General features: G+C 69.3%; 14 protein-coding genes and 1 pseudogene. 4 read left to right on the top strand and 11 right to left on the bottom strand.

Features of this window, described 5'->3' with window-relative positions:
• The first annotated feature begins 32 nt into the window (after positions 1–32).
• From ACIQM0_RS01355 to ACIQM0_RS01365, 3 genes are read left to right on the top strand one after another with little or no spacing between them, the layout of a single operon-like run.
• Positions 33–1,511, top strand: a complete 1,479-nt coding sequence (locus ACIQM0_RS01355; protein ID WP_401282222.1) for an acyl-CoA synthetase — start codon at positions 33–35, stop codon at positions 1,509–1,511.
• On the top strand, positions 1,504–2,895 hold the full coding sequence (locus ACIQM0_RS01360; RefSeq protein WP_401282225.1) for a carboxyl transferase domain-containing protein: 1,392 nt from the start codon (positions 1,504–1,506) through the stop codon (positions 2,893–2,895). The genes ACIQM0_RS01355 and ACIQM0_RS01360 overlap by 8 nt, the downstream gene beginning before the upstream one ends.
• A 41-nt stretch (positions 2,896–2,936) precedes the next feature.
• The gene (locus ACIQM0_RS01365; RefSeq protein WP_401282228.1) at positions 2,937–3,734 is read left to right on the top strand and encodes a VOC family protein; all 798 of its coding nucleotides are present in this window, start codon (positions 2,937–2,939) and stop codon (positions 3,732–3,734) included.
• 57 nt (positions 3,735–3,791) lie between these two features.
• Here ACIQM0_RS01365 and ACIQM0_RS01370 read toward each other — a convergent pair whose 3' ends face one another.
• From ACIQM0_RS01370 to ACIQM0_RS01410, 9 genes and pseudogenes are all read right to left on the bottom strand, one after another.
• Positions 3,792–5,075 carry an MFS transporter gene (locus ACIQM0_RS01370; RefSeq protein ID WP_401282231.1) on the bottom strand — a complete coding sequence of 428 codons (1,284 nt, stop codon included), beginning with the start codon at positions 5,073–5,075 and terminating at the stop codon, positions 3,792–3,794.
• Positions 5,076–5,570: 495 nt separating this feature from the next.
• A complete protein-coding gene (locus ACIQM0_RS01375) occupies positions 5,571–6,464 on the bottom strand; it encodes a phytanoyl-CoA dioxygenase family protein (RefSeq protein ID WP_401282234.1) in 894 nt (297 codons plus the stop codon).
• Between the two features lie 60 nt (positions 6,465–6,524).
• Complete coding sequence (locus ACIQM0_RS01380; RefSeq protein WP_401282237.1) at positions 6,525–7,802, bottom strand: MFS transporter; 1,278 nt, start codon at positions 7,800–7,802, stop codon at positions 6,525–6,527.
• A gap of 14 nt (positions 7,803–7,816) precedes the next feature.
• The gene (locus ACIQM0_RS01385; RefSeq protein WP_401282240.1) at positions 7,817–9,376 is read right to left on the bottom strand and encodes an amino acid adenylation domain-containing protein; all 1,560 of its coding nucleotides are present in this window, start codon (positions 9,374–9,376) and stop codon (positions 7,817–7,819) included.
• Entirely contained in the window at positions 9,376–9,618 is a 243-nt protein-coding gene (locus ACIQM0_RS01390) for a phosphopantetheine-binding protein (protein ID WP_401282243.1), read from the bottom strand. The genes ACIQM0_RS01385 and ACIQM0_RS01390 overlap by 1 nt, the downstream gene beginning before the upstream one ends.
• The gene (locus ACIQM0_RS01395; RefSeq protein ID WP_401282246.1) at positions 9,618–10,742 is read right to left on the bottom strand and encodes an acyl-CoA dehydrogenase family protein; all 1,125 of its coding nucleotides are present in this window, start codon (positions 10,740–10,742) and stop codon (positions 9,618–9,620) included. Before ACIQM0_RS01395 ends, ACIQM0_RS01390 begins: the two co-directional genes overlap by 1 nt.
• Positions 10,739–11,179, bottom strand: coding sequence for a GNAT family N-acetyltransferase (locus ACIQM0_RS01400; RefSeq protein ID WP_401283422.1), 441 nt, complete (start codon positions 11,177–11,179; stop codon positions 10,739–10,741). The genes ACIQM0_RS01395 and ACIQM0_RS01400 overlap by 4 nt, the downstream gene beginning before the upstream one ends.
• A gap of 1 nt (position 11,180) precedes the next feature.
• Positions 11,181–11,495, bottom strand: a complete 315-nt coding sequence (locus ACIQM0_RS01405) for a hypothetical protein (RefSeq protein WP_401283424.1) — start codon at positions 11,493–11,495, stop codon at positions 11,181–11,183.
• A 436-nt stretch (positions 11,496–11,931) separates the two neighbouring features.
• Positions 11,932–12,384: pseudogene (locus tag ACIQM0_RS01410) on the bottom strand (TfuA-like protein); the annotation flags it as partial.
• Positions 12,385–13,210: 826 nt separating this feature from the next.
• Between ACIQM0_RS01410 and ACIQM0_RS01415 the strand changes: the two are divergent.
• Positions 13,211–14,422 (top strand): hypothetical protein, encoded by a 1,212-nt coding sequence (locus ACIQM0_RS01415; protein WP_401282249.1) that lies wholly within the window; start codon positions 13,211–13,213, stop codon positions 14,420–14,422.
• 87 nt (positions 14,423–14,509) lie between these two features.
• On the opposite strand, the gene ACIQM0_RS01420 is transcribed toward ACIQM0_RS01415, so the two are convergent.
• Together ACIQM0_RS01420 and ACIQM0_RS01425 are read right to left on the bottom strand one after the other, a co-directional pair.
• Positions 14,510–14,776, bottom strand: coding sequence for a hypothetical protein (locus tag ACIQM0_RS01420; protein ID WP_401282252.1), 267 nt, complete (start codon positions 14,774–14,776; stop codon positions 14,510–14,512).
• Positions 14,773–15,810 carry an alcohol dehydrogenase catalytic domain-containing protein gene (locus tag ACIQM0_RS01425; protein ID WP_401282255.1) on the bottom strand — a complete coding sequence of 346 codons (1,038 nt, stop codon included), beginning with the start codon at positions 15,808–15,810 and terminating at the stop codon, positions 14,773–14,775. Before ACIQM0_RS01425 ends, ACIQM0_RS01420 begins: the two co-directional genes overlap by 4 nt.
• Positions 15,811–16,237: the final 427 nt, after the last annotated feature.

The raw sequence follows: 16,237 nt of genomic DNA on the forward strand, positions 1-16,237 counted from the left end.
AAGCGCTTCGCCTGTCTAGGGTTCGCAGAGTGATGCCACTCTTGCCTGCACTCCAGGATCCCGCCGGTCCGGCGGCCGCCCGCGAAGCCGTCCGCTTCGGCGAACAGTCCCTGACCTACGCACAGTTGGCCGCCGCGGCGGATGCGCTGGCGGCCCGGATCGTCGGTGCCGGCCGGGTCGCGGTCTGGGCCGCCCCGGCCCCGGAGACCGTGGTCGCGGTGGTCGCCGCGCTGCGGGCGGGGGTGCCCGCCGTACCGCTCAACCCGAAGACGGGTGAGCGGGAGCTCGCCCACATCGTCGCGGACAGCGCGCCCTCGACGGTGCTGGCCGCGGCCGGTGACGTACTGCCGCCCGCGCTGGCCGCGTTGACCCGGGTCGACGTGGACACGGACACGGCCCCCGAGCCGCCGGCCGCGAAGCACGAGAACACCTCGTCCTTCGTCGAGCCCTCCCCCGAGGCCCCGGCCCTGATCGTGTACACCTCCGGCACCACCGGCCCGCCCAAGGGCGCGGTGCTGCCGCGCCGGGCCGTCGCCGCCACCCTGGACGCGCTGGAGGACGCCTGGCAGTGGACCGGCGACGACGTCCTCGTCCACGCGCTGCCGCTGTTCCATGTGCACGGACTGATCCTCGGCATCCTGGGTCCGCTGCGGCGAGGCGGTTCGGTACGCCATCTCGGCCGCTTCTCCACCGAGGGGGTGGCCCGGGAGCTGGAGTCGGGCGGCACGATGCTGTTCGGCGTGCCGACGATGTACCACCGGCTCGCGGAAGCGCTTGCGGTCCCCGGCGCGTCCGACGGGCTCGCGAAGGCTCTGGCGGGCGCCCGGCTGCTGGTCTCCGGATCGGCCGCACTGCCGGTCCACGACCACGAGCGGATCGCGGCGGCGACCGGCCGCCGGGTCATCGAGCGGTACGGCATGACGGAGACGCTCATGAACACGGGCGTGCGGGCCGACGGCGAACCGCGCCCCGGCACCGTCGGCGCCCCGCTGCGCGGCGTCGAACTCCGCCTGGTCGAGGAGGACGGCAGCGCGCTCGCGGACCCCGCGTCCATCGGTGAGATCCAGGTGCGCGGCCCGAACCTGTTCACCGGCTACCTCAACCGCCCCGACGCGACGGCCGCGGCCCTCACCGCCGACGGCTGGTTCCGCACCGGGGACATGGCCACCCTCGACCCCGACGGGTACGTACGGATCGTCGGCCGCAAGGCCACCGACCTGATCAAGAGCGGCGGCTACAAGATCGGCGCCGGTGAGATCGAGAACGCCCTCCTGGAGCACCCGGGTGTCCGCGAGGCCGCCGTCACCGGCGAACCCGACCCGGACCTGGGCGAACGGATCGTCGCCTGGGTGGTGCCGGCCGACCCCGCCTCCCCGCCCTCGGCCGACGAGCTCGCCGGTCACGTCGCGGCCCAGCTCTCCCCGCACAAGCGGCCGCGCACCGTCCGCTACCTGGACGCGCTGCCGCGCAACGACCTCGGCAAAATCATGAAGCGGTCGCTCCATGGCTGACCGGCTGTCGGCCCGTGCGGCGGTCGCCGCCGTCACCGGCGACTTCACCGAGTCGACCGCCCCGCGCGAGGACACAGAGGCCGACGGCCCCCTCGGCTGGTCGGGATACGCGGACTCCCGGGCACGGGCCACCGCCCGCACCGGTGAGCGGGAGTCCGTCGTGCACGGCCTCGCCACCCTCGGCGGCCGCCGCTGCGTCCTGGTCTCGTTCGAGTTCGGCTTCCTCGGCGGCTCGCTCGGGCAGCGCACCGGGGACCGGCTGGAGGCCGCGTACGAGGAGGCCGTGACCCGGCGGCTCCCCCTGGTCTCGCTGATCGCCACGGGCGGCAGCCGGATGCAGGAGGGCATGATCGCGCTCACCCAGCTGCACCGGGTGGCCCGTGCGTCGGCGCGGCTGCGGGCGGCCGGTCCGGCGCAGCTCGCGGTCCTGCGCGACCCGACGACCGGGGGCGGCTGGGCGACCCTGGGCGCGGGCGCCGATGTGATCCTGGCGCTGCCGGGGGCCCAGGTCGGGTTCGCCGGATCCCGGGTGCGGCCGCCCGGCGCCGACCCCCTGGCGTACACCGCGGAGGGCCAGCTGGCGGCCGGCCAGATCGACGCGATCGTCCCGCCGGAGGAACTGGCCGCCGTCCTGGGCCACTGGCTGCGGGCGCTCGCCCACCGTGACTCCGTGCCGGAACCCGCGCCGGTGCCGGACGCGCTCTCCGCGACCGGGCTCCCGCGCACCGGCTGGGACGCCGTGGTCCGGGCCCGGTCCGCGTCGCGGCCGCGCGCCGAGGCGTACCTGGAGGCCTACTTCGGGATACGGCTCCCGCTCCACGGGGACCGCTGCGGGGGCACGGACCCCGGGCTGCTCTGCGGGTTCGGGCTGCGGGAGGGGCGGCCCGTCGCGTACGTCGCCCAGTGCGGCACCGCGACCCGCCCGGCGGGCTACCGCACCGCGGCCCGGGTGATCAGGCTGGCCGACCGGCTCGGCGTCCCGGTCCTCACCCTGGTCGACACCCCGGGCGCGGCCAACGACGCCGAGGCGGAGCGCGCCGGCGCGGGCGCGGCCATCGCCGACGCCTTCGCGGCGATCGCGGCCGCCCGGGTCCCCGTCACGACCCTGGTGATCGGGGAGGGCGGTTCGGGCGGCGCGCTGGCCCTGGCCGCACCGGACAACACCCATGTCACCGCCGACAGTTACTTCTCGGTCATCGCCCCGGAGCTCGCGGCGGCGATCCTGAAGCGCTCCGCGGACCAGGTGCACGCCACGGCGGACCAGCTGCGGCTGCGTCCGCAGGACCTGGTGGACCTGGGAGTCGCCCGCTCCGTCGTGCGGCCGGGCCCGCAGGGCGCCGGGGCGGGTTCGGCGCGCACGGGAAGCGATGGGTCGATAGCGTAATAAAGGGGGTGAATCTTCGAGTGAAGAGAAGAGGCCGGGTCATGGCCGCAGAACCAGAGGGCACTCCGTGCTGGGCCGACGCGACGTTCGGTGACATCGCGGCTGCGAAACGCTTCTACGGTGAGCTGCTGGGCTGGACGTACGGCGACTCGCTGCCCGAGTTCGGCAACTACACCCAGGCGTACGTGGACGGCAAGGCGGTCGCCGCGCTGATGCCGCCCGTCCCCGGCCACGAGGTGCCGGCCGCCTGGACTCTCTATCTCGCCTCGCCGGACGCCGCCGCCACCGCCGCGAAGATCCGCGAGCACGGCGGCGAGGTGCTGGTGCAGCCCATGCGGGTCGGCGAGTTCGGCACGATGGTGCTGGCCCGCGACCCGGGCGGAACCGCGTTCGGGGTCTGGCAGTCGGGCAGCCACGAGGGGTTCGGCGCGCGCGATGTGCCCGGCGCCTACAGCTGGGGCGAGGTCTTCACCCGGGAGCCGGAGAAGGCGGACCCCTTCTTCCGCGCGGTCTTCGGGTACGGGCTGAAGCGCATGGAGGACGACGCGGTCGACTTCGCGCTCTACGACCTGGGCGCGGACCCGGTGCTCGGCCGGATGAAGATGACGGAGGACTTCCCTCCGGAGGTGCCGCCGTACATGAACGTGTACTTCACCGTCGCGGACTGCGACGCGGCCGTGAAGAAGGCCGAGGCGCTCGGGGCCCAGCTCCGGTTCGGCCCGCTGACCATCCCGTTCGGCCGGTTCGCGGCCCTCACCGACCCGCAGGGCGCACCGTTCTCGCTGATCGACGGCACGACGACCGGCGGCGAGATGCCGAAGCTCGCGGACGTCGCCTGACGGAACCACGGCCCCGGTACGGGCGCGGGGTCCGAACGTGGGCCCTGGACCGTGTCCCTAAGCCTCGGGGTCGCGTGCGTCGTACCGCGCGAACCGGGGCCACCGCAGGGCCAGCACTGCCACGGCGACGACGCACGCGATCCCTCCCCCGGTCACGGCCACGCCGGGCGAGACGAGATCGGCGACCGATCCGGCGAGGAAGTCGCCGAGCCGTGGGCCACCCGCGACGACGACGATGAACACGCCCTGGAGCCGCCCGCGCATCTCGTCCGGCACGGCGGCCTGGAGCATGGTGTTGCGGAAGACCATCGAGGTGGTGTCGGCCGCCCCCGCGAGCGCCAGGAAGATCAGCCCGAGCCAGAGCTGCCGGGTCAGCCCGAACACCGCGATGGCGGTGCCCCAGCCCGCGACCGCGAGGAGCACGGCGAGCCCGTGCCGCCGGATCTTCCCCAGCCAGCCGGAGAACACCCCGCCCAGCAGCGCGCCCATGGCCGGGGCCGCGACCAGCAGCCCGGTGGTCTTCGCGTCGCCCCCGTACCAGACGACGGCCACGACGGGGAACAGTGCGCGGGGGCTGGCCAGCACCATGGCGCACATGTCGGTGAAGAACGTCATCCGCAGGTTGGGCCTGGTGCCCAGGAACCGCAGCCCGTCCATGACGGACGCCCGCTTCCCGGCGCCCTCCACCCGGTCCGGCAGCATCGAGGGCAGCCGCCACATCGCGTACAGCGAGGCGGTGAAGGTGACGGCGTCGATGCCGTACGCGGCCCGGTATCCCCACCAGCCGACGATGAGCCCGCCGAGCATCGGCCCGACGAGCGTGCCCGTGGTGCTGGTCATGGAGTTCAGCGCGTTGGCGGCGGGCAGCTGTTCGGCAGGCAGGAGTCGGGCGATCATCGAACTGCGGGCCGGTGAGTTGAGCGCGAAGCAGACGGCCTGGAGCGCGACGACCGCGTACAGCGGCCCCACCCGTTCCACCCCGGCGACGGTGATCACCACCAGCCCGACGGAGAGGACGAACGACCCGAAGGCACTGGCCAGTCCCAGCTTCCGCCGGTCGACGGTATCGGCGATGGCACCGCCGTACAGCCCGAAGACGACCAGGGGCACGAGCGAGCAGAATCCGATCAGCCCGACGGAGAAGGCGGACCCGGTGAGGTCGTACACCTGGAGCGAGACGGCGAGCGCGGTCATCCCCTGCCCCACCCAGGAGACCGTGTTCCCGAACCAGAGCCGCCGGTAGTCGGGTGAGGTCCGCAGCGGGGTCAGGTCGGCGAATATGCGGGAGCGGAGGGCGGGCTCATCTGCCTCGCCCGTCGATTCGGTCAGGGATTCGGTCACGAAGGATGGTATCGACCGGTCCCGGCGGCCCCGTGCACGCAGAAGAACGCCAGGCCCGTCGTCCGCTCGATCTGCTCTCGGTCCACCGGGTCGCCACCGGAGCCGGGCGGCGGGAACAGCTCGCGCAGGCGAGCGACAGCAGGGCGCGACACACGGGGTTTCCTTCGCTTACAGGCTTGACGGCCAGGATCACGGCTGCCCTGGTAGCAGAACGCCGGCGCCGGTGCGACTGTCCATGTCGGTGCCCGCCGGTGTGAGCGGCGCGATCCGGGTGCGGCTGGGCAGCATCACCGGCACGAAGATCGACGAGATCGACTTCGCCAACAACGCGGGCCCGCCGGGTTTCCGACCTCCGCTCGCCCGGAGGATCACGTACTTGAGCTCGGCGCTCCCCCGGTCCCCCGGTGGCGCGCGCGGCGGTGCACCGCGCGCCGCACCGCCCGTCTCGCAAGAGCGAACCAGAGCCAAAGCACCAAGGATCAACGCCTGGGCTGCCTACCGGGCCACCGTGCCTTCCTGCAGGCGCTCGATCATGCGCTCAGTCGTGGCGAGCGGAGCCTCACCGGCGGGGACGCCCTCCGCGGTGACGCCAGGCCGGCTGTTCCAGGCTTCGTCACCGACGAACGGAATGGTCTCGCTGGGCACGTAGCGCGGCAAGGACCGATAGGTGTTCACACCTTCGACGGGTACACCGCGCACCAGTACGGGGTCCAAGTAGAGCCCCTGGCTCTCGATACGGGTGGCGGTGTTGATGTACCCGATGTCGAGCCCACAGCGTCGCTTCGGGGATGTGTTCGCCTCCGAGCAGTGCAGCAGGTGCGGGTGGTGGATCGAGACGTCTCCGGGGTTCAGCTCGATGTCAACGACGCCCCGCTCGGCGGCCCAGTCCCGCACCAGCCCACCGTCGGCCTCCGAGAAGAGCATGTTGGGGCGATCCGTGCGCAGATTCGGTTGGTACAGGGGGAGCCTGTGGCTACCGGGGATCATGCGCAGGCAGCCGTTCTCAGCGGTGCTCTCGTCCACGGCCAGCCATACCGTCAGGGCATTCATCGGCGCCAGTTTCCAGTAGGCGCCGTCCTGGTGCCAGAGCACCGGCTGGCCGTCGTACGGCGGTTTGCAGATGTAGTGAGCCGTGAAGCAGGCGAGGTCGGGGCCGAGAAAGTACTCGGCGACGTCGACGAGCCGCGGGTCCGATATGAGACGGACCCAGAATGCGTCATTGCGGATCAGAGGATGGTGGAAGTGCTCGGGGCGCAGCTCAGGGTATTTGGCGGTAAGCCATGCGACGTGCGCTCGTGCCTCGTTGAGCAGGCCCTCGGGGATCACGTTGCGAATAATGGCGAAGCCGTGCTCTTCGTATGCGGCAGCGGCCTGCTCCAGTACGGACATGTGCGCCTCCAGGTGAACTGTGGTGTTTCGACTCGCGAGGTGGCTTGTGGGCGCCTGGAATCAGACCTCCCATTCGGCGGGGAGTGTGCGGAACCGGCGAAGAGGGGAGAGCAACAACAGGACCAGCGGAGTAGCCATGGCCGCCCCTCCCACCCACAAGGCGGTACTGGTGGACCAGTGGCCGGCGATCGCCCCGCCCGCGAGTGCCCCCAAGGGGGTGGCGCCCTGCACCACGACGCTGTACGCCGCGGTGACCCGGCCCATGTACTCGTTGGGCGTCACCCGGGCGCGCAACCCCGCCGTGGACACCGAGCGGCCCACGATGGCGATGCCGATGAGGATCTCCGCAAGAGCGACCAGCGGCACCGCGGCGCTTCGGAAGATGCCACCGACCGGTGCCGCCACAACGGCAAACGGGGCCAGTGCGGAAAAGATCAACGTCATCCGGATCTCGCCGAAGCGACGGCGCAGCCTGGGAGCCACCAGCGAGGTGGCGAGCCCGGCCAGAGCGCCGAGCGTTGACAACAGGCCGAACATCCAGGGTGAAATGCCGATCTCGTCGAGGAGGAAGACCGGCAGCATCGCCAGGATAATGCCCGCACCGATGTTGTTCAGAGCGGCCTGATTGAGCAGCAGGCGCAGGAGGGGCTGCCGCAGGAGGACTCGTACGCCGTCCGTGATCTCGCGGCGGAACCTCTTCTCGGTTCTGGCTTCCGCCCTGGTGTCGTCCCCTTGCGGATGGATGCGGCACAGCGTCAGGACCGAAGTCAGATGAAAGAGCGCGGCAAAGCAGTAGAGGACGGGAGCGGCGATGCTCTGCGTCAGGACACCGGCGACACTGGGAGAGATCGCCTGGATCGTGGTCTCGGAGGTTTGCAGCCGTGCGTTGCCGTCCGCCACCCGCCGCCTGGGCAGTACGTACGGCAGCACGCTGCTGTGTGCCACGTCGAAGAAGACACCGGCCAGGCTGACCACCAGCGCTACCACGACCAGTTGCGCAACGGTGAGAACATCCAGGAAGTAGGCGACGGGGACGCTGCCGAAAGCGACCATGTAGACGACGTCGGCCCAGATCAGCACGGGCTTCTTCCGCCACCGGTCGATCCAGACGCCGGCCGGAAGCCCTATCGTCAGGAATCCGGCCCGGCTGCAGGCGAAGATCAGGCTCATCGCCAGCGGGGGGGCGTGCAGCAGAAGCAGGGCCGTGATCGGCAACGCGAACCCGGCGACCTCGGAGGCGGCGTAGCGGAAACCGTTGGCAGCCCAGAGCCGCCGGAAGTCCGGGACCTTGAGGACCTCAGTGGTGTCGTCGTCCGCGGGGGCGGAGGGAAGCGTCACAGTTCTGCCTTCCGTCAGTGGATGACGAGCAGGCCGGGGGTTTCGCCCAGCGCCGGATGTGCGGCCAGCTCCGCCAGCGCCTTCCGGTCGACCTTGCCGTTGGAGTTCTTGGGGAGCTGGTCCGCGACCAGGATGATGCGTTGCGGGACCATGTAGTGCGGCAGCCGGGAGCGCAGCAGATCCGGCAGCGCCTTTACCTCGTCGATGGGGTCGGCGGTCACGAAGGCGGTGATCAGGTTGGAGAAGACCGCGTCGGGCACCGCCACGGCCACGCATTCATGGACGCTTTCGAGCCCCTGAAGCTGCCGTTCGATCTCGCCGAGCTCGACCCGGAAGCCGCGCGACTTGACCTGGGAGTCATCGCGTCCGATGAACTGGAGCTCGCCCGCCGCGTTCTCCTGAACCAGATCCCCGGTGGCATACCACGGTCGCTGGTCGGCCGTGCGGACGAAGGCCCGAGCAGTCTGCTCGGGGTCGAGGTACCCCTCCATCAGCATGGATCCGCGGACCAGCAGTTGTCCGGGTCTGCCGCGTTCCACCGGCGCGAGGTTCTCGTCCACCACGGCGATCTCGGCTCCGGGCAACGCCCGTCCTATGGGGATCACCGCGTCGGCGGGCTGGGGGCCGTCGATCTCGTGGAACGTGCAGACATTGCTCTCGGTCGGTCCGTACACGTTGAGCAGCCGAACGCCGGGGAGGGCCGCGAGCAAGGTGTTCACATCGCCCGGCTGGAGGATCTCACCCCCGACCACGGCCGCTCGCTGGGACTTGAGTCCCGGCAGATGGTCCTTGCCCCGGTGTGTCAGCCAGGCCGGCGTCGAGGTGACGGCGTACCAGACGGTGCCGCCGGCCTGACGGCAGAAGTCCACGTAGGCAGCGGGGAAGGGGCCCGCCGCGGCAGGCATCAGGGCGACGGCAGCGCCCACTCGGGCAGCTCCGAAAAGATGGAGCGTGGTGGGATCGAAATGGAGCGGCGCGGAGTTGATGATGACGTCGTCCTGCGTGAGTCCGAGTTCCCGGACCGCCCAGTCGACGAACGCCGAGGCACTGGCGTGGGTGTGCACGACGCCCTTGGGGAGACCGGTGCTGCCAGAGGTGTGGAGGACGTACGCGAGGTCTGCCAGGGGTTCCCGCGGTGGGTCCTTGGGAATCGCGCACCACAGTGCGGCGTCCGCGTCGGAGCCGTCGAGCAGCGGTCGCCAGGAGAGCTCGGGGGCGACGGCGAGCCATTGGTCGCGGGTGTCGGTGTCGGCGAGCAGCACCCTGGGACGGCTGCGCCCGGCTATGAGATCGGCGCGGGCAATCGGCCCGTCGGGATCGACCGGCACGTAGCCGGCCTCCGAGCGGAGGATGCCGTGGACGGCTGCCACGGCAAGGCAGGACTTCGCTCCGTGCCAGACGACACAGTCTCCGGGACTGACGCCCAGAGACCGGAGCGCCTGGGCGACACGTTCCGCCATGCCGTCCAGCTCGGCGTAGGTGAATGTGGTCGCCCCGTCGATGACTGCGGTGCGGTCGCCGTGGTGTGCTGCGGTTGTCCGCAGATCGTCCGCGAGAGAACGTCCGGAGGCCATCAGCAGCCCTTGGTCTTCAGGAAACCGCAGATCGCGAGCGGGGTCTCGAAGTTCGCGGGAAGAATCTCCGAGTCCCGGATGGTGACGGAAAACTCCTTCTCCAACAGCGCGACCAGGCTCAGCAGTGACAGGGAGTCGACGATCCGGCGGGCGATGAGTGGGATGTCGTCGGATATCTCGGCTCCCGGCGCTGTCTCCCGGACTGCGGCGACTACAGCCCGGAGCACGGAGTCTTCGGCCATCACAAACCCAGCCCTTCAGCAATAATTTTCATCTGCATGTCGGATGTCCCGGAGTAGTACCGGCTTGCCACCGCGTCGGCCATCAGCGCGAGCGCCCCCGTCTCCGGCAGCAGCGCGTAGCCGCCGTAGAGATCGGGGAGTTCCTGGCAGAACCGGTTGAACTCGGTGCTTACGTGCAGTTTCGTCAGGGATGACCGGCGGTGGTCGAGGGAGTTCGCATCGGCCGCCCGCGCCGTGGTGTACAGCAACTCCCGTGCGCTGGTCAGACTCAGGTGCATCCGGACCAGGCGCTGCCGGATCGTGTCGTACGAGCTGAGAGGCTGCCCGAACTGGCTGCGGGAGCGCGTGTGGTCGAGCGCCTGGCGCAGCGCCCTGGCCATGAGACCCAACGCGGGAGCGAGGATGAAGGCCCGCTCGTACCGCATCGCGTGCATCAGCACGGCAAATCCACTGCCGGCGCCGCCCAGCAGGTCCGCGTTCTCGACGGCGCAGTCGTCCAGGAGCAGGGAACCGAGTTCTGCACCCTCCAGACCGGTCTTGTCGATGACCGTGCCGACCTGTAGACCCGGAGTGTCCCGGGGGACGAGGAAGGCCGTGAGACCGGAAAGGGCGCTGCCCTCAGCGGTACGGGCGAGGATCAGGAAAACATCGGCGATCGGTCCGTTGGTGATGAAGGTCTTGGAGCCGTTCAGCCGCCACCGGCCGTCGCCACCCTGCTCGGCTCGGGTCTTCAAGGAGAGCAGATCCGAACCCGAGTCGTACTCGGTTGCCGCGAAGGCGCCGACCGCCGCTCCGGTCAGGAGTGGTGTCAGATATCCGGCGTGCTGCGCAGGGCTGCCGAACTCGAGGATCGGATCCTGGCACGCCCACATCTGGGCGGCCGTGGAGAAGGCCAGGCCACTCAGTCCGCTCTCCTCGGCGACCGCCTCCAGGGCGAGACAGGCAGCCTCGTAGCCGGCGCCGGAGCCGCCTGCGGATTCGGGAACGGCCAGGGACAGCAGTCCCTGAGCAGCTCCTTCACTCCATGCGGTGGCCTGGTCCGGGCTCTTGCGGGCCCAGCCTCGCAGGCTGGACAGCCAGTGGGCGAACTCGGCACCTCGTACGGACGCCGTGTACTCCGTCATGTCCGTGCGCCTCCTTCCTGAACCGACCACTTGAAGGCCTGGTGCGACTCGGAGAGACCGAACCGAGCGAAGCTGGAGGGGCGTTGGCCAAGAGGGGCCAGGGCCAGCAGCTCGGTCCCGGTACCTACGGCGAGTGCTGTGGCCAGCCAGCCGAAGATGTCCTCGACGACCCCGGAACCCCGGGAGTTCGGCCGGAGCTTGATTTCGTGAAGCATCAGCCGGGGGTTGCCCCCCGGCCGGAGCCGGCCAAGTGATGTGAGTGCGAACGCCGCCACGACCTGTTGATCGGATTCGGCGACGTAGTGTGTGGTGCCGGGCGCCCCGTGGCGATCGGTCAGCCGCTCACTGAACTCCTCGACGCCGCCTGTCCCGTAGAGCTCACGAATGGCTCTCGCATCGGCAGCGGTCGCTTCTCGGATCGTCCGCAGCGGTTCCACGCTAGCCACCAGCCACCGCCGACATGATCATCACGGTGCTGCTCGGCGCCACCTCGACATCGAATGAGCCAAGATCGCGAATGTTGTCCTCGCCGACATAGACGCTCACGAAGGGGAGCAGCGCACCAGCGCCGTCCGCCACACGCACACGCAGCGCCGGATGGCGTTCGTACACTTCCCCGATCACCTCTTGGAAGGTGCCGGCGGGCACAGTGAACTTGGTCTCGCCGCCGGCGAACCTGGCAAGCGGGGTCGAGAGGATGACCGTCACGTCGGACACTGCGTACTCCTCGGCCTGATCCTGTGCTGTCTTCATGCACCCGCCCTCGAAATCCGTCCGGAGTCCCGATAAGTGACGAACCTGAGGATTTGTCAAGGTAGTCCCACCAGACATCGGGGAAACCAGCATCGAAGATCTGCTGATATGCGAGCCGGTGGTGAAGGTCGGGAGCCGTCGCGAACCTGTTGCGCCAGCGCCGGTGGAATTCGGTACGCCAGTCCTGGCCAGTGCCTCCGGCTGCGGGACGCTCCGCGAGGGGCAGCGCGTGGAGCTGGTCGGCGAGCGCGAAGGCCTCCAGCGGATCGGCCTGTTTCTGGTCGAACACGTCGGGCGCATGGCGAATCCGTTCGCGATACCAGTCGGCGAACGCGCTCGCACCCGCCTCCTCGGCCAGAAGGAGAACCCGCTCCGAGGTGCGCAGCGGGTAGTACTCCTGCTCCCAACGCGCCTTCAGGCCCTGCCCGTCGTCCCTCCGGAGGGCGCCGGCGTCCAGTGCGGCCAGGATGGCGCTGTAGAGGTTCACCAGCGGGATGTTGATACCGGCCAGCGGACCGGTCTCGCCGTGAGCCACGCTCACGGCGTCGTCTCCGTGGAAGACTCCACCGCGGTACCAGTGGTAGACCCGGCCGACGCCGATCATGCCGAACGGATGGAGCTCCGCCGCGCGGAGCGCACCGATGCTGGACGCGCCGAGGACCGTGATGTTGCGCGACAGGGCGTCGAGGATCTCTTTGTGGCGCAGCGCCAGACGATGCTGGTAAAGCCCGTCCACGACAACGACCACGTCTCCCGAGGAGATGTCCCGGGAGAAGAGATCTCCGTGCCCGACAGGACCGCGCACGGAGAATCCTGGATATTTCTTGAGTATGAGAGGCTCAGGGCACGACGGCCCGACGAACACATGAACCGTCATGCCCTTCCCCATTTCAGCAGCGCACGAACAGGACTACACATTCAGTCCAGCCGCCAGAACATCGTGGTTCTGCGCGTCAGTCCTTGACTTCGCTGTCCGTGATGATGAGCGGAGTGCCGGCGAACAGGCCTTCGAAGTCCTCACCGGTGAGCTCTTCAACCTCGCTGATGTCTGCCACGACCTCGGCCATGCTGTTCTCCCTTCGCCAACAGAGGGAAATATCAGCGCCATATTGGCACTGAGTGCAAGCTACACGAACCCCCCGTTCCCCGTCTAGAAGGTTTCTCCGGATCACCTCTCCCGCAACGCCCCGAACGCACGCTTTATCGTGCGCCCGAATAAAAGACCAGCACATTGCCAATATTTAGTCTCCGCCGGAGTGCCATGGCCGCGACAGCGGAATCCCTTGGCCTGGAATTTGCCATCCCGTGGTGAACCTGACGCCCCGAGACGGCCAAGATCACCACAAAGCACCTGTTCAGAGCAGTACCGCCAGCTGTTGGCAATGTGAACAGCAGCCGACACGGCAGGTCACCGAGGACGCTGGCAGGACCTTGACGAGCCCCTGAAGTGCGTGCAAGATTTTGAAGCACGCGCCGGACGCAGAGTCATTTCGACGCATGCGCGCCCTTTGGGGACGTGCAATCGACCGGCGTCCGAAATGCCCTTCACTTCTGCATGCTCATCGACCGCTGGGGGCTGCATGAATTTCCAGGTCACGCCTGTCGCGCTCCTCGCAGCGTCCCTCCTATTCCATCAGATCAATAGATACTGGGAATACGGACTCTCTGGCGTTGGGCATCACTACGCGCCAGTCTTCGCGATCAGGCTCCCGCGCATGGCGGCCATTTTCGGCCAAGCGGCGGCTCTGCCCCTGGCCGTCCTGACGGCTTTGTTCATGCACTCCCCGGAAACCCTGTTCATCCCGTTCGCTCTCGTCGCCTGCTGGGTACTCGCGACCAACCGGCGCCTTTCGAACCATTCATGGCTCGGGACAGTGGCAATAGCCGCCATTTCGTGCGCTTCTCCCGGTCTGCACGCGGTGGTCGCGCACGACCTGCTGGTGGGCGTCTACCTGACCGCGGCGCTGCTGAAGGTCAGTGACGAACACCTGCTGACCGAGCGGAGTGCGAGCAGGGTGGTCACCGCTCACTACCTCAGGCTGCTCGGCTGGCCGCTGCGCCCCAGGATCCTGAGGACCGTACCGTTCGCGGTGGTCCTCTTCGAGTTCGCTGTCGGTGCACTGCTGTTGGTCCCCGGCGGCGACCGCTGGAGCCTCTGGCTCGCGATCCTGATGCATCTGGCTTTCGGAGTGTCGGGCAACTTCCCGTTCTCCGTGGTCGCCATGGCCCTGTGGGTGACCGCGTTCTCCTCGTCCGGCCGCATCGAGGTCTCCGGCGACCTGAGGTCTGTCGGGTGCGCTGCGCTCCTCGTGGGAGTGGTCGCGCTGCTCCTGGGAAGGTCCGCCGCCGGCCGCCGCTCCGGCCGATGGCTGGCCAAGGACTGGTGGGAGGGCGCTGTCTACGGCGCGATGGGCGCAGTCGCGTTGTCGCTTTCCCGAGGTGCGGCGGCACCTGTCCCTCAGCGAAGTGAGCTCACGCACTGGCTGTTCGCCTTCGCGTTCGTGGTGAACTTCCTGTTGGTCGTGACCGGGGTCAAGCTCGAGTGGAGCTTTGCCATGTTCACCAGCCTCCGGCCGTTCGGACGCTCCTGGCTGGAAAGGCACCGGCTGGCGAAGTGGCCGCGGTACTACACGCTCACCCTGCCCGCTCGCGTACCCAAGCCGCTGCTGCGCGAGATCGACCCCGGATTCGTCTACCTCGCCACACGCCCGGAGAGCGTCGTCCACGAGGGCGTGGTCTACCGCCTCGATGCCGCGGCGCGGAAGTACCACGTCTCCTTCAGCCCGACGCTGATGACGGCCGATCCCGCTGTGCGTGAACTCGTGCCCGCCGCCGGCGCTCCTCCCTGCCACCCCTCTCCCCGGCCGCACGTCCTCGCCCATCCCGCCATCGCGCCGAAGAGCCTGGACCAGCACTACCTCGGCTGAAACGAAGGCCGGCACAACGAGATGGCCCGGCCCCGGGCTTGATGGAGATGTTCGCGTCAGACTCCGGTGTTGGTGGTGCGTGCGGAGTCAGCCACAGCGCACATCAGACTCGCTCGTCGCCGACCGCGGGCACGACCACGACGCCAACACACGCCTGGCAGCCGTCAAGGGCAACATGCTCCACATCCAATGCACCGCCAGTCCCTGCTCCATTCGGGTGTCCGGACCGGTGGTGGACCGGCCCTCCAGGGGCAGCTCGACACCGCGGTCGGTGAGCACCTCGTTGGAGACGTGGCCGGGGAAGAGCCGCTCGTGCGCGGCGCCGGCCGCGGCGTTGGGCTTGCGGGCGGTCACGGGCGCACCACGACCTTGAGGTTGCTGCGGTCGTCCATGGCCTTGTAGGCATCGGCGACCCGGTCCAGGGAGACCTCGGCGTCGAACACCCGGCCCGGGTCGATGCGTCCGGCGAGCACGTCCTCGATCGCGGGCTCCAGGTAGGCGCGGACCGGGGCGGGACCGCCGGCCAACTGGGCGTTCTTCCCGAACAGCGACCCGAAGCCGACCGGTGCTTCTTCGTACTGGGGGACGCCGACGCGGGAGATGATCCCGCCGGGGCGCACGACGCCGTACGCCTGCTCGTAGGCGGGCATCAGGCCGACGGCCTCCAGGACGACGTGGGAGCCCGCACCGCCGGTCAGGTCCATCACCTTGGCAATGCCCTCCTCGCCGCGCTCGGCCACGACGTCGGTGGCACCCCACTCCTTGCCGAGGTCGGTGCGGGAGGTGTGCCGCCCCATGAGGATGATCTTCTCCGCACCCATGCGGCGCGAGGCCAGCACGGCGGACAGGCCCACCGCACCGTCACCGATCACGGTCACGGTCTTGCCGGGCTCGACTCGTCCCATGTGAGCGGCGTGGTAGCCGGTGAGGTACACGTCGCTCAGCGCCAGCAGCGAGGGCAGCAGCGCCGTGTCCACGTCGGCGGGGATCTTGACCAGGGTGCCCTCGGCCTGAGGTACGCGAATGGCCTCGGCCTGCGCGCCCCCGACGCCCCCGACGCCGTACCAGCCGCCGTGCGGGCAGGCGGTGTGGAAGCCGTCGCGGCAGATCGGGCAGGTGTTGTCGGCGAACGCGAACGGGGAGACCACGAAGTCACCGCGCTTGAGGCCGCGGACCTCGGAGCCGGTCTCCTCGACGACGCCGAGGAACTCGTGTCCCATCGGCGCACCCTCGTCGGTCTTCTCCATCGAGTGGTAAGGGTGCAGGTCGGAGCCGCAGACACAGGCGAGGGTGATCCGGACGATCGCGTCCGTGGGATCGACGATCTGCGGGTCGGGGATGTTCTCGACTCGGACGTCGCCGGGGCCGTACATGAAGGTGGCACGCATAGGAGTCTTGCCTTTCGTTACCGCTGGGGTGCTGTGTGAGCCGGACCTTGCCGACGAGCTCCTCGCCGGACGTCGGCGGTGTCGACGACGCTGACGCCCGCGTCCAGGGAGCGGATGGAACGGTTCTCCTCGCTCGTGTGGTGGTTCAGTCGTTCGCCGCGGGGACGGTGGTGCCCGTGCCGGCCCAGCTGCCAGGAGGCCGAGCGCTTCCCGCTCCCGGGAGTCCGAGTTCCGGGGCGTAGAAGTTCAGGCGCAATCCGGGGTCGGACGGCAGTTCCATCGCCTCGTAGGGGAGCGCGAGGTCGCCGACGAGCGGGTGGTGGAGTTCTTCACCCAGGCGCGGTGGAACTTCACGTCGTGCCGGGCCCAGCGACGTGCGTAGTCGTCACTCCGCGTGGTCAGCTCGCCGACCATGTCCATCGCGGTC

Origin of the sequence: Streptomyces sp. NPDC091387 (assembly GCF_044756945.1) — a bacterium.
Classification (GTDB): domain Bacteria; phylum Actinomycetota; class Actinomycetes; order Streptomycetales; family Streptomycetaceae; genus Streptomyces.

Excerpts from the sequence above, each read along its gene's own strand:
- ACIQM0_RS01425 (WP_401282255.1), bottom strand. The coding sequence starts at position 15,810 with ATGCGTGCCACCTTCATGTACGGCCCCGGCGACGTCCGAGTCGAGAAC.
- ACIQM0_RS01405 (WP_401283424.1), bottom strand. The coding sequence starts at position 11,495 with ATGAAGACAGCACAGGATCAGGCCGAGGAGTACGCAGTGTCCGACGTG.
- ACIQM0_RS01395 (WP_401282246.1), bottom strand. The coding sequence starts at position 10,742 with ATGACGGAGTACACGGCGTCCGTACGAGGTGCCGAGTTCGCCCACTGG.
- ACIQM0_RS01360 (WP_401282225.1), top strand. The coding sequence starts at position 1,504 with ATGGCTGACCGGCTGTCGGCCCGTGCGGCGGTCGCCGCCGTCACCGGC.
- ACIQM0_RS01365 (WP_401282228.1), top strand. The coding sequence starts at position 2,937 with ATGGCCGCAGAACCAGAGGGCACTCCGTGCTGGGCCGACGCGACGTTC.
- ACIQM0_RS01385 (WP_401282240.1), bottom strand. The coding sequence starts at position 9,376 with ATGGCCTCCGGACGTTCTCTCGCGGACGATCTGCGGACAACCGCAGCA.
- ACIQM0_RS01375 (WP_401282234.1), bottom strand. The coding sequence starts at position 6,464 with ATGTCCGTACTGGAGCAGGCCGCTGCCGCATACGAAGAGCACGGCTTC.
- ACIQM0_RS01415 (WP_401282249.1), top strand. The coding sequence starts at position 13,211 with ATGGCGGCCATTTTCGGCCAAGCGGCGGCTCTGCCCCTGGCCGTCCTG.
- ACIQM0_RS01390 (WP_401282243.1), bottom strand. The coding sequence starts at position 9,618 with ATGGCCGAAGACTCCGTGCTCCGGGCTGTAGTCGCCGCAGTCCGGGAG.
- ACIQM0_RS01355 (WP_401282222.1), top strand. The coding sequence starts at position 33 with ATGCCACTCTTGCCTGCACTCCAGGATCCCGCCGGTCCGGCGGCCGCC.